Annotated in this window: 11 protein-coding genes; 8 read left to right on the top strand and 3 right to left on the bottom strand. The window is 34.3% G+C overall.

Features of this window, described 5'->3' with window-relative positions; all coding sequences use genetic code 11:
• Positions 1-174 precede the first annotated feature (174 nt).
• Both HUW50_RS20975 and glnA read right to left on the bottom strand, forming a co-directional pair.
• On the bottom strand, positions 175-1,020 hold the full coding sequence (locus HUW50_RS20975) for an SDR family oxidoreductase (RefSeq protein WP_066340522.1): 846 nt from the start codon (positions 1,018-1,020) through the stop codon (positions 175-177).
• A 315-nt stretch (positions 1,021-1,335) separates the two neighbouring features.
• A complete protein-coding gene (gene glnA / locus HUW50_RS20970; RefSeq protein WP_185653201.1) occupies positions 1,336-2,700 on the bottom strand; it encodes a type I glutamate--ammonia ligase in 1,365 nt (454 codons plus the stop codon).
• 507 nt (positions 2,701-3,207) lie between these two features.
• On the opposite strand from glnA, the gene HUW50_RS20965 reads away from it, so the two are divergent.
• Positions 3,208-4,767, top strand: a complete 1,560-nt coding sequence (locus HUW50_RS20965; RefSeq protein ID WP_083964829.1) for an alkaline phosphatase family protein — start codon at positions 3,208-3,210, stop codon at positions 4,765-4,767.
• Between the two features lie 725 nt (positions 4,768-5,492).
• Here HUW50_RS20965 and HUW50_RS20960 read toward each other — a convergent pair.
• The gene (locus tag HUW50_RS20960) at positions 5,493-5,786 is read right to left on the bottom strand and encodes a hypothetical protein (protein ID WP_066341156.1); all 294 of its coding nucleotides are present in this window, start codon (positions 5,784-5,786) and stop codon (positions 5,493-5,495) included.
• A gap of 751 nt (positions 5,787-6,537) precedes the next feature.
• Here HUW50_RS20960 and HUW50_RS20955 point away from each other — a divergent pair.
• From HUW50_RS20955 to nadE, 7 genes are all read left to right on the top strand, one after another.
• Positions 6,538-7,386 carry a VOC family protein gene (locus tag HUW50_RS20955; protein ID WP_066340517.1) on the top strand — a complete coding sequence of 283 codons (849 nt, stop codon included), beginning with the start codon at positions 6,538-6,540 and terminating at the stop codon, positions 7,384-7,386.
• A gap of 114 nt (positions 7,387-7,500) precedes the next feature.
• Entirely contained in the window at positions 7,501-8,220 is a 720-nt protein-coding gene (locus HUW50_RS20950; protein ID WP_066340514.1) for a 3-ketoacyl-ACP reductase, read from the top strand.
• A gap of 275 nt (positions 8,221-8,495) precedes the next feature.
• A complete protein-coding gene (locus HUW50_RS20945) occupies positions 8,496-9,275 on the top strand; it encodes an NUDIX hydrolase (RefSeq protein ID WP_066340511.1) in 780 nt (259 codons plus the stop codon).
• A gap of 46 nt (positions 9,276-9,321) precedes the next feature.
• A complete protein-coding gene (locus tag HUW50_RS20940) occupies positions 9,322-9,870 on the top strand; it encodes a cysteine hydrolase family protein (RefSeq protein ID WP_066340506.1) in 549 nt (182 codons plus the stop codon).
• Positions 9,871-9,922: 52 nt separating this feature from the next.
• Positions 9,923-11,404, top strand: coding sequence for a nicotinate phosphoribosyltransferase (locus tag HUW50_RS20935; RefSeq protein ID WP_066340502.1), 1,482 nt, complete (start codon positions 9,923-9,925; stop codon positions 11,402-11,404).
• Between the two features lie 104 nt (positions 11,405-11,508).
• Positions 11,509-12,123 (top strand): nicotinate (nicotinamide) nucleotide adenylyltransferase, encoded by a 615-nt coding sequence (nadD, locus tag HUW50_RS20930; RefSeq protein WP_066340498.1) that lies wholly within the window; start codon positions 11,509-11,511, stop codon positions 12,121-12,123.
• Positions 12,124-12,136: 13 nt separating this feature from the next.
• Positions 12,137-12,955, top strand: a complete 819-nt coding sequence (nadE, locus tag HUW50_RS20925; protein WP_066340496.1) for an NAD(+) synthase — start codon at positions 12,137-12,139, stop codon at positions 12,953-12,955.
• Positions 12,956-13,086 lie beyond the last annotated feature (131 nt).

Below are 13,086 nucleotides of genomic sequence, written 5' to 3'. Positions count from 1 at the left end.
TATTATTTTTATTTCTTATTGTTATATTACCATTAGATACTTAGTTTGTCTATCCGATAAACTAAGTTTTTTGTATTTTTTTTTACATTAAATAAATTGTTTTTATAGGCATCCAGATATTATAGTCTTCACATAATGCGAGCATACTGACAATATATAAACAATTTCACATCCTCAAACCCCTGAATAAGCCATAAACCCACCATCTACTGGAACACTGATACCAGTAACAAACCCACTAGATTCATTATCTACTAACCAAAGTAATGTCCCTAGTAAATCAGTTGGATCCCCGAGTCTTCTCATTGGTGTATGGGAAAGTATTTTTTCCGTTCTTTCGGTATTAGTACCATCTTCATGTTTAAGTAGTTTTTCGTTTTGTTTTGTTAAGAAAAATCCAGGTGCAATTGCGTTTACCCGAATACCTGTCTCAGCCAAATGGACTGACAGCCATTTGGTGAAATTCTCAATCCCAGCTTTTGCTGCACTATATGCCGGTACTTTAGTCATTGGACTTGGTGCACTCATGGATGATATATTTATGATCGAGCCCTTCTTACCTACCATTCTCTCGGAAAAAACCTGTGTTGGTATTAATGTCCCGACGATATTTAAGTTAAAGACAAACTGAAATCCTTCAGTTGTTAGATCAAAAAAGGTTGTAATTTCCTTGTTTTGTAAATCAGATAAATCAAAGATTTCGTTAGTAGTTACACCTTTAGGGTGATTACCTCCTGCACCATTAATTAAAATATCGCAAGCTCCATACGTCTCATTCACGATTTCTTCTGCCTTTTTCACACTCTCACGATCTAATACATTACATTCAATTGCTAATGCTTCCCCACCTTGACGTTTAATATCTTCAGCAACAGTAACAGCTTTTTCATATGTACGATTTAATATAGCTACCTTCGCTCCCTGTCTAGCGAGCTCTATTGCCATACAGCTACATAAAACGCCACCTCCACCTGTAACTACGGCTACTTTCCCATACAAACTCTCATATTTTGGTAACATCTTATCCAACCTTTCTCAATTTATGTTTCTATGTAAATCTCAACATATTAAGTTGAAATGATACCCGACATATAGTCAAAATATAGATTGTCAACTAATAAATAGACACTATGACTTTATGTTACGCCTCCTTATATAAAACCTTAAAGCGCTTACAGAATTCTCAAAACTTATTATATCACCTAAAATAATCTTTGTATATCGTTTAAACTAAGTTTTTTGGTTAAATGTTAGTTTCTAAACCTACTCCCAACAACTAAATCTAGACACAAAAAACAAGCAGGTGAATGACATCACCTGCTTGTTTTCCATAGATTAAAATTTTGCTTGATAGTTTGTTAATTCCCAAGTATGAACAGCTGTACGATAGCTATCCCACTCTGCTTTTTTAGCTGCAACATATTCACCAAATACGTGCTCACCTAAAGTTTTAAGACCAATTTCACCGTTTTCTAATTCGGATACAGCTGTTTCAAGACTACCAGGAAGATTATCAATTCCTAATTCCTCACGACGCTCTTCAGTCATATGGAAAATATCTTCATTAATAGATGCTGGAGCTTGTAATCCTTGTTCAATTCCATCAAGACCTGCTGAAGCAATAACAGCAAATGTTAAGTATGGATTTGATGATGGGTCTGGACAACGAAGCTCAACGCGAGTAGCCATTCCCTTTTTAGCTGGAATACGAATTAATGCTGAACGGTTTGATGCAGACCAAGCAATATAGCAAGGTGCTTCATATCCAGGTACTAATCGTTTATAAGAGTTTACTAATGGATTTGTAATCGCAGCAAAGCTTTTTACATTTTCAACTAAACCAGCAATAAATTGATATGCTTCTTGTGATAATTGTAATTCATCTGCAGGATCGTAGAATGCATTTTCGCCATCTTTAAAGAATGACATATTTACGTGCATTCCTGAACCGTTAATTCCGAAAACAGGTTTCGGCATGAATGTAGCGTGTAAACCAAATTTTTGTGCAATTGTTTTAACGACCCATTTGTAAGTTGTAGACATATCTGCAGCACCAAGAGCATCTGCATATTTGAAGTTAATTTCATGCTGACCTTCTGCTACCTCATGGTGAGAAGCTTCGATTGTAAAGCCCATTGCTTTTAATGCACGATAGATTTCTAAACGAACTCTTTCACCAAGATCCTTTGGAGAAGGTTCAAAGTAACCGCCATTGTCACCTAATTCCATTGTTGGGTTGCCGTTTTCATCTGCTTTAAACAAGAAGAATTCTAATTCTGGTCCAACTGAAATGGAATATCCTTTATCAGCTGCACGTTCAACAGTCTTTTTTAATACGTTACGTGTATCACCTTCAAAAAGAGTTCCGTCCGGGTTAGCTGCTGAACAAAGGAAACGAGCCTCTGAATATCCTTCTTCAACAGTCCAAGGTAATACTGCAAACGTCGAATAATCGGGAATTAAGTATAAATCAGATTTATTGATTGGGGAAAAACCTTTAACAGATGAACCGTCAAACATTTGCTTCCCTGCTACTACATCATCAAATTGATCAACAGTAACTGTAATACTTTTTAAAATACCCTCTATATCTACGAATTGTAGATGAATAAGCTCTACGCTTTTTGATTTAACAATCTCTTTAATTTGTGCAAGAATTTCCGTATCATTTTTCGCTTTTGAAATAACCGCTTCAGCCATGTAAGATAACCTCTCATTCAATGTCTATTTTTATAACATGGGTTTATTATATTTAAAGTTTGTAAATTTGACAAGGGGTTTTCTATTAAATTATCTGTATTTTTATAATATTTTCGTAGAAAACGGTTTCATTACAAGTCTTTATGTTAGTAACTACTATATATGGTAGATTATCTCATAAAAAAATGTATGATAACATAAAAATTAAATCTGATGTATTTTTATACAACATAACAACTACACCCCCCCTCCAATATTTGCTCTTAGGACAATCTAAAAGGGTAAACTTGGAATACCATAAAGATTAAATTTTCAGGACTAAAAAACCCTATTTTAAAAAATTCAGGGATTTTTTGACTATATTCAATATAAACCCGCTGAATCGCGATTTCCTAATATTTGTTATCCATAAACGTTATTCCCCATAAATAATAATTCATAGAAATTGAAGAAATTGTTAAGAATAAAGCACGAATGAAAATTATTAAACACGAAGGTGGAATGAAGATGGGATTTCGTTCGATTTTTATTTTATTCCTTTCCATCCTATTAATTGGCTGCTCTGTTCATAAAAATAACGAAGAGCAAGATTTACCTATTGCCATTCAAACAAATAATAATAAAAATCCCCCTAAAGTTGTCCTTCTTATCATTGATTCATTGATGGATAAACCATTAAAGCAAGCGATTCAAGAGAATAAAGCTCCTGCCCTAGCATTTTTTTTAAATCATGGCCGTTATAATAAAAACTTAGTCAGCTCCTATCCAACAATGTCTGTTACAATTGACAGCTCTTTAATAACGGGCACTTACCCCGATAAACATAAAATTCCCGGTCTCGTATGGTATGACGAAGATGAACAGCGAATTATCAATTACGGAAATGGTTTTTTCGAAATGGTTAAAATTGGGGTTTCTCAGTTCGCTGAAGATTCCCTATACCAATTTAATAATGTAGATCTCAGCCATAAGGTGGAAACCATTCATGAAGTATTAGATAAAAGAGGGAAACCAACTGCTTCTATTAACTCTATCATTTACCGTGGAAATTATGAACACACTCTTAAAATTCCAAAGGTCTTAGCGAAAACTACTGCTTTGCCAGATCATTACAATACCTCCGGGCCAAAGATACTGTCAGTGGGTGCATTTATTCGTCAAAACGAAAAAAATAAACATTTAGTAAATCGGATAGGGCTCAATGATGCATTTGCAGCTCAAGAATTAAAATATCTTATAGAGAAGAATATACTTCCTGAATTTTCGATTATGTACTTTCCGGTAAATGACCATGTTGTACATAGAAAGGGACCTATGACGACTGAAGGCATAGAGAAACTTGATAAACAACTACAGGAAGTATTAAATGTATTTCCAAATTGGAAAAATGCCCTTGATAATATGATTTGGATTATTATTGGAGACAGCAATCAATCATCAGTTAAAAAGAACAAAAAGGAAGCATTAATTGATTTACGAGACGCTCTTTCCAACTACAATATTCTAAAGCTTGATGAGCCTGTTCAGAATAAAGATGAACTTGTCATTACGGCAAATGAACGAATGGCATATGTTTATAAGATCAATGAGGATATTCCCCTGCAAGATATTATAAGTAGATTACAAACTGATGAGCGTATAGCATGGATTGCATGGAAGGAAAACGACATGATTCAAGTGAAATCAGAAAATCAAGAATTTCGATTCAAACCTGGTGGAGTTTTTAGAGATGTTTATAATCAAATTTGGTCCATAAAAGGAAATAGCTCAGTACTTGATCTGGCTATAGATAATAACAATCAAATTAAATATGGGGATTATCCAGATGGATTAGCAAGATTGTATGGTGCATTACATTCACAAAAAGGAGATTTTCTTATATTGGATGCTAAACCTGGTTACGAATTTATCGGAGAAAGTTCTCCCGAACATACAGGTGGGGGTGCCCATGGGTCTATGCATAAAAATGATTCTCTTACACCTATTATTGTTACAGGAACCGATAAAAGCATAGATCATTTGCGTATTGTTGATTTGAAAGAATGGATATTGGATATCTTAAAATGAGATTTAAAATCCGTTTTATACAGAGAAAATTTTTTCCTCGAAAAATAAAAATTAGCAACCCGTTTTTCCAAAAAGGTTGCTATTTTTCATTGTTTAAAAATTGTCCATTCCAAAACCTTTTTAGATCTATTGACCTTATATATTGTTCTCCATATATTTGCTCGAGTGTTGAATACTCGGTTGACTAAGAAGATTAACAATAAATCTGGTACTCGCTAGTGGATCTAAATTTTGTGGGAATTCCCTCATTCTATCATGAGTAAATTCTATCTTTGTAGAGAGTAAAAAGTGATTTCCCTATTAAATCGCTGATATTATTTAATTCACTATTTTTTATAGCCAAACTATTTTTTACTAAATAATCACAATTTCTTTCTTCATGTCCCGCAATTGGTTTATAAATATAAAGTAGGAAGCTCTTTGAGTATGACCATGCCAATGGCTTCAGTGTATCAGAATCTTTTTACTCACGACAATCACCCTTACTAGATTTACTCTAGAATTTAATATTTACACAACTGAATAATAAAAACATCTTTTCTAGCATTATTGTTCATATTAGAAACGAACCATATTATTTTTAAAAATATTTTAATTTAAGTAAACAACTTGTAGCAGTAATTTGTCTATTACCAAAAGAAAATTTTGATTCGGATTTTACTGATTCCAATTTCTACACATAAAAATGGCTACATTGAAGTAGGCATTTTTATGTGTACTCAAATTTATTTGTTTGTTAAAGGATTTTTGTCAGGTACTAATTCTTTTGAAAACTCTGTTATACCAGCAGCGTTTGGCATTTGGCCAGCTGTTCGTGTTTGAAAATTATTCATTACATTTTGAACAGGTCGCAGCATATTTCTGTTTCGATTACTCCTTATTCCATAAGCAGCTGCACTAACTCCTAGTCCTATTAAAGAGGCCAACATCATGCCTCTATTGTTTCTTTTCCTGCCAAACATCTTTAAAATATTTTGTCTTCTCCCTGTATTCAAAAGAGCAGTTATCCAGTTATTCATTTTCAAGCACTTCCTCTTTTAAAATTTGTAAAGCAAAACTATTCCCTTTCTTCATCTAATATTTGCTTTCAGGGATTTGATGATGCTGGCAATGTTTTGATATGGACTAATTTCTTTAAAGTGTTTTAAATGATTAAGTTATAAAAATGGAATTGGCAAGAAATTCAATATGTTTTGAGTAGAACATAAAGAAAGTCCTTTACATTATTTACTGGATTAATGGGAGCCAATTTGGAATACTGATTGGAACGCTGATTAATTGGTTTGGAGGAATTTTAGTTATTTTTATTCCTTTATTGCCTATATGTTAGTAATAAATGGGGTTAATTACATGTAACTTAGAAAAACAAAAAACATCTTTTGAATAGAATCAATAATTGCGAAGAATCTAAGCTTTACATAAATCTCTTTTGCCTCTTTATAATCTTAACGCATTCATCCAAATTACCCCATAAGTACTATTTCTAATTTCTAAAGAAGGGAAACCGATTGCTGATAAAAAATTAATACTTCTCCACTATTTCTTATAGTAACGCACCCCGTTTCAATAAGAAAAAAATGTGTAACAAATTAAACATTCCTTACATTTTGATTTTCAATTCTGTTTTTTGACATCTATATATGATTGTACAGTAACACATGTCTTCATTCTTTCTTTTTCATTATTATATAAATACTTGACGTAACCATTTTACAATTATATACTTACTATCAAAAAGTAAGTAAAATATTCTATTTGGAGGTAACTTTTATGAGCTTTCATGGTCAACCTAATACATTTGTTAGTGAAGTACATCTTAAAATTAGCAACTTAACAAAGTCAGTCCAATTTTACACTGATATTATTGGCTTACAAATTCTAAGTAGATCAGAGAAATTGGCAAGTCTTACTGCTGATGGTGTGAATACTTTAGTTGTTCTTGAAGAGATCGACAACGCCATTGCTAATACAGGAAGAAACACCGGGTTATATCATATTGCTCTCCTTCTACCAAATCGCCCACAGTTAGCTAATACACTTTATCATTTACTTGAGACTCGTTATCCACTTCAAGGTGCCTCAGATCATCTTGTCAGTGAAGCCATCTATTTAGCTGATCCAGATGGAAATGGGATCGAGATCTATGCCGATCGTCCAGAAGAAACTTGGAAAAAATATGATGGTACAATCGAGATGGCTACTAATCCTCTAAATGCAGAAGATTTATTAGCACAAAGAGACACCGAATCATTTGTCAGCTTACCACCTGAAACAATTATGGGGCATATTCATTTACAAGTTTCTTCTATTAAAGAATCTGAAGAGTTTTATCAGGCACTTGGCTTTTATGCAGTAAATCGATATGGTCTTCAAGCGTTATTTATTTCTACAGGAGGTTATCATCATCATATTGGCTTAAATACATGGAATAGCGCGGGGGCTAGTGCCCCATCAGAAAATGAGGTTGGCTTAAAAACATTTACTGTAAAGTTCCCAAATGAAGAAGCTCGAAATTTGGCTATTAACAATTTAAAAACATCTGGTGCTGAAATTAGACAAAAGGAAAACCAAATTTCGACTTTCGATCCGTCCAAAAATTTGATCCTTCTAGCCATTTAAAAGCGAGAAATGGTGACTATAAACCCTTACTGATAAATCAAGATCTTTGACATATATTTTACGAAGTATGTAAGATAGAACCGTATCTTACATACTGAAGGGAGCCCGAATAAAATGGCACAATCATTACAAGGAAAAGTTGCGCTTGTAACAGGAGCTGGAAAAGGCATTGGACGCTCTACAGCACTTGCATTAGCACAAGAAGGTGTGAATGTTGGACTTATTGCTCGGACTGAAAAAGATTTAATGAATGTTGCTAAAGAAATTGAAGCCTATGGTGTGAAAGTAGCCTATGCAACTGCAGATGTCTCCTCGATAGAACAAGTAGATCAAGCTGTTGCAACTATTAATAGTACACTTGGCACAGTTGATATTCTCATCAATAATGCTGGAACTGGGAAATTTGGGAAATTTCTTGAACTTGAACCAGATGAATGGAAACAAATCATTGATACAAACTTAATGGGTGTTTATTATGTAACTCGTGCAGTTCTTCCACAGCTAATTGATAAAAATGGTGGTGACATCATTATGATCTCCTCAACAGCTGGTCAAAAAGGTGCACCTGTTACAAGTGCATACAGTGCTTCTAAGTTTGGAGTTCTTGGATTAACAGAATCATTAGCACTTGAAGTTCGTAAGCATAATATTCGTGTAACTGCCTTAACACCAAGTACAGTAGCAACAGAATTAGCTTATAAGGAAAATTTAACAGATGGCAATCCTGAAAAAGTCATGCAACCAGAAGATTTAGCAGAATTCATCGTTGCTCAATTAAAATTACATCCTCGCATTTTTATTAAGTCAGCTGGCCTCTGGTCGACTAATCCTTAATCTTGTGGGTAACCAGTATCTCTGCTATGAGCTACTGGTTTTTTTATTAACTCATATTTAATCGCTTTTTATAACAAACTAATAAGACTGCCTCTCACTTACCTGTTTCATTCACTCCTCTTTTTCTTTCTTATCTTTCCAATTCATCCATCCCCTGTAACTTTTTCCCTATTTTCATCAAAAGTTGTAGACAATGTTCAGAACTTAACATATAATACAATTAACAATTAACACCTTGTTAATTAAAATAAGAATGATAATAGGAGTGCAGTACCATGTCTAATAAGGAAGCATTAGAACACTATGATCATAAACAATTTCGCACACCAGATGGGTACACTTCTGATATTGCAGTTTTCACCATTCTCTCTACTAAGATCGGGGAATTTAAGCCGCCTCATATGACTTTAATGTTGATGCTTATTAAAAGAGCTCAATTAAATGCTGAGGGCCAACCTAACATTGAAGCTAGTAAATGGGCATTACCTGGTGGTTTTGTTCAGCCAGATGAATCTGCTTATGAAGCTGCAAAAAGAGAGCTTGAAGAAGAAACAAGTGTAAATAGCATTCACATTAAACATTTTGGTGTTTACGACAAACCCGGCAGAGACCCTCGTGGTTGGATTATCTCAAATGCACATTATGCTATTGTTCCCGAGCATGAGCTTTCGAAACGTAAAGCAAATGATGATGCCGCAGATGTAAGATTATTTTCGGTTGATGAAGTGCTGCAGCTTGACTTGGCGTTTGATCATCGCGAAATTATAGAAGCCGCAATAGCTGTGATTAAACATGATTTATTACAAACACCAGTAGCAAAAAGCTTTTTACAAGATCATTTCACGTATTCTGAATTACAAGCTGTTTTAAAAACTGTTACAAATGATCCAGCTATTACAAGTGATCAAGCATTTTCAAGAAAAATTAAGACTCTTCCTTTTATTGAGGAAGTTTCTGGACAAAAAACGCAACGAACATCAAAAACCCCCACTCAACTTTATCGATTTGCAGATGAAATGAACATCGTAAGACCGATTTATTCAGCAAGATATTAATTGAAAATGCTTGTAGAAATACTATATTTTTCAGGAGGAAAATTAAATGAAAAAAGCATTAATTAATATTGACTACACAATTGATTTTGTTGCAGATCATGGTGCATTAACATGCGGAAAGCCAGGTCAAGAAATTGAAAAAGATATTGTTCAAATAACAAATGATTTTATAGAAAATGGTGATTTTGTCGTTTTTGCGATTGATATGCATAATGAAAAAGACGCCTACCATCCAGAGACAAAGTTATTCCCTCCGCACAACATAATAGGAACGAACGGTCGAAACCTTTTTGGTGAATTAGAAAATGTCTATCAAACACATAAACAGAAGGAACATGTATATTGGATGGATAAAACAAGGTACAGTGCTTTTGCAGGCACAGATCTTGAGCTTAAACTTAGGGAACGCGGAATTACAGACCTTCATCTAGTGGGTGTTTGCACAGATATTTGTGTATTGCATACAGCAATTGACGCTTTTAACAAAGGATTTAACATTATAGTCCACAAAAAAGCAGTAGCAAGCTTTAACGCACAAGGTCATAACTGGGCTTTAGATCACTTTAAAGCATGTATTAATGCTACAGTTATCTAGGAATACAATGATCATTACATGAAAATAGATCTTTTTACTGGAGGATATGACGATGAATAACAACTTTAGTGATGATAGTTTAGCTCTTCACACAGATCTTTATCAAATAAATATGACTGAATCTTATTGGGAAGATAATATCCACAATCGAAAGGCTGTATTTGAAGTATATTTTCGTAAGCTTCCCTTTGGTAATGGCTATGCCGTTTTTGCAGGACTTGAAAGAATTATTCAATATCTAGAAGATTTTCACTTCAGCGAATCTGATATTGCCTATTTACGTGATGAATTAAAGTACGAGGATGACTATTTGACATATTTGAGGGATCTTCGCTTCACTGGTAATGTTTACTCAGTTGTTGAAGGTGAGATGGTATTTGGGAATGAACCAATTGTTCGAATCGAAGCTCCTTTAGCAGAGGCGCAATTAATTGAAACTGCTATCCTAAACATTGTAAATTACCAAACTTTAATTGCGACAAAAGCAGCTCGAATTAAACACGTTGCTGGTGATGATACAGTGATGGAATTCGGAACGAGACGTGCCCATGAATTGGACGCTGCGATCTGGGGAACGAGAGCTGCATTTATAGGTGGATTTGATGCCACTTCAAATGTTAGAGCAGGAAAATTGTTTGGAATTCCTGTATCTGGGACCCACGCACATTCTTTCATACAAGCTTATAAAGATGAATATATTGCCTTTCATAAATATGCACGTCGTCATAAGGATTGCGTTTTTCTTGTTGATACTTACGATACTTTAAAATCTGGTGTACCAAATGCAATTAAAGTTGCAAAGGAATTAGGCGACAAAATTTCATTTAAAGGAATTCGTCTTGATAGCGGAGATTTAGCTTACTTATCCAAGGAAGCAAGAAAAATGCTTGATCAAGCAGGGTTTCATGATACAAAAATAGTTGCATCTAATGATTTGGATGAAGAAACAATTATGAACCTAAAATCTCAAGGCGCAAAAATTGATATTTGGGGAATTGGAACTAAACTTATCACTGCTTTTGACCAACCAGCATTAGGTGCGGTCTATAAACTAGTGTCAATTGAAGATGAAGATGGAGAAATGATTGATACAATCAAAATTAGCGGCAACCCAGAAAAGGTTTCAACCCCTGGTTTAAAGAAAGTCTATAGAATCATTAATCGTTTAAACAATAAATCTGAAGGAGATTATATTACCCTTCATAATGAACAACCTGAAAAGGAAGAAAAGATAAAAATGTTTCATCCTATTCACACATTCATTAGCAAATTTGTTACGAACTTTGAAGCAAAAGAACTTCACCAGAAAATTTTTACAGATGGAAAGCTAATATACGATACACCAACTTTGATACAAATGCAGACGTATACAATGGAAAATCTACAGTTATTGTGGGATGAATATAAACGTGCATTACATCCTGAAGAATATCCAGTTGACTTAAGCCAAGCTTGTTGGGAAAACAAAATGAAAAATATTGAAGAGGTTAAACAAAAGGTCTCAGTAATGATAACAGGTAGTTCAAATTCATAATAGGTCCCCTCTTACTCAGTTAAATTAGGTGGACACGATAATACCCTTAGTCGTTCTAGTTGTTTGGTCTACCAGTTTTCATTATGAATATTTGGAGGATAACGATGGGAAAAATCGGGATTTACGGATCATCCTTTGATCCTATTACTAATGTACATCTTTGGACTGCAAATACAATTCGACATCGCTGCAAGCTTGATAAGGTCATCTTCTTACCTTGTTCTAGTAAGCGGAAGGATAAACAGATGCAAACAGACGACAGTCACCGTATGAATATGCTTCAGCTGGCAATCGAAAATAATGATACATTCATAGCTGATGATTACGAAATGACTCAAAATGCTTGGAACATCTCAACTTACGAAACATTAACGTATTTTAAAACCAAATATAAAAATGATACGATATATTTTATTATGGGTGCAGATCTATTAATCGATATCGGAAAAGGAAAATGGGGAAACTCAAGTAATCTTGTACAAGAAAACAAGTTTATCGTAATGGCAAGAGATGGTATAAACATGTTAAAAGCGATTAGCAGTTCACCTATATTAAGAAATCATGATGATGGTGAAACATTTCATTTAATCGATAAAGGTCTTGCTATGGAAATTAGCTCTACCTATATTAGGGAAGAGTTTTCCCTAGGTGGAGATCCGCGCTATCTTTTACCTGAAGTATGTTACAAATATATTAATGAACATTCATTATATCGGTAGGAGGAATGAAAAAATGAGTATACAAAAGCAAATTATGAGTGAATTACATGTAAAAGAAACAATCAATCCAAAGGAAGAAATTCAAGCTCGTATTACATTTTTAAAAGATTACGTTAAGAAAACAGGGGCAAAAGGCTTTGTACTTGGAATTAGTGGTGGCCAAGACTCTTCCCTATCTGGACGCCTTGCACAGCTTGCAGTAGAAGAACTACGAAATGAAGGCTATGAGGCTAAATTTATAGCTGTTCGTCTTCCTTATGGGGTTCAAAAAGACGAAGATGATGCACAGCTAGCATTATCATTTATTCAGCCAGATGAAAGCATCGCTTTTGATATTTCTAGTACTGTTGATACATTTGCCCAAAATTATCAAGATACAACAGGTGAACCTCTCACTGACTTTAATAAAGGAAATGTAAAAGCGCGAGCACGCATGGTTACACAATATGCGGTTGGCGGACAAAAAGGCTTATTAGTCATTGGCACTGACCATGCTGCTGAAGCTGTAACTGGATTTTTCACAAAATATGGGGACGGTGGAGCAGACCTTCTACCCCTCACTGGATTAACAAAACGTCAAGGTAAAAGCTTATTACAAGAATTAGATGCACCAGAACGACTATATCTCAAAACACCAACTGCGGATTTACTTGATAACACTCCGCTACAAGCTGACGAAACTGAGCTTGGCATTACGTATGATCAACTAGATGACTATTTAGAAGGAAAACAAGTTGATCAAGAAATTGCTGAAAAAATTGAAAAACGCTATCTCGTTTCTCAGCATAAGCGTGAACTACCTGCTACTATGTTTGATGCATGGTGGAAATAATAAAGTCTTTTGAACCCCCGAAATTCTATAATGTCGGGGGTCTTTTTCTATATAAAGCATAACCTCTCATCACCTTATAAACCATAAATATATTATGTTAACAAATGTTTGAAAGGACAGAATAATTCTGC

The organism is Metabacillus sp. KUDC1714 (assembly GCF_014217835.1).
GTDB classification, from domain to species: domain Bacteria; phylum Bacillota; class Bacilli; order Bacillales; family Bacillaceae; genus Metabacillus; species Metabacillus rhizosphaerae.
Note: the sequence above shows the minus strand (reverse complement) of the source record. Positions and strands in the feature narration are given on the sequence as shown.

Coding starts and splice junctions, on each gene's coding strand:
- HUW50_RS20965 (WP_083964829.1), top strand. CDS start 3,208: ATGGGATTTCGTTCGATTTTTATTTTATTCCTTTCCATCCTATTAATT.
- glnA (WP_185653201.1), bottom strand. CDS start 2,700: ATGGCTGAAGCGGTTATTTCAAAAGCGAAAAATGATACGGAAATTCTT.
- nadE (WP_066340496.1), top strand. CDS start 12,137: ATGAGTATACAAAAGCAAATTATGAGTGAATTACATGTAAAAGAAACA.
- HUW50_RS20940 (WP_066340506.1), top strand. CDS start 9,322: ATGAAAAAAGCATTAATTAATATTGACTACACAATTGATTTTGTTGCA.
- HUW50_RS20935 (WP_066340502.1), top strand. CDS start 9,923: ATGAATAACAACTTTAGTGATGATAGTTTAGCTCTTCACACAGATCTT.
- HUW50_RS20960 (WP_066341156.1), bottom strand. CDS start 5,786: ATGAATAACTGGATAACTGCTCTTTTGAATACAGGGAGAAGACAAAAT.
- HUW50_RS20955 (WP_066340517.1), top strand. CDS start 6,538: ATGAGCTTTCATGGTCAACCTAATACATTTGTTAGTGAAGTACATCTT.
- HUW50_RS20945 (WP_066340511.1), top strand. CDS start 8,496: ATGTCTAATAAGGAAGCATTAGAACACTATGATCATAAACAATTTCGC.
- HUW50_RS20975 (WP_066340522.1), bottom strand. CDS start 1,020: ATGTTACCAAAATATGAGAGTTTGTATGGGAAAGTAGCCGTAGTTACA.
- nadD (WP_066340498.1), top strand. CDS start 11,509: ATGGGAAAAATCGGGATTTACGGATCATCCTTTGATCCTATTACTAAT.
- HUW50_RS20950 (WP_066340514.1), top strand. CDS start 7,501: ATGGCACAATCATTACAAGGAAAAGTTGCGCTTGTAACAGGAGCTGGA.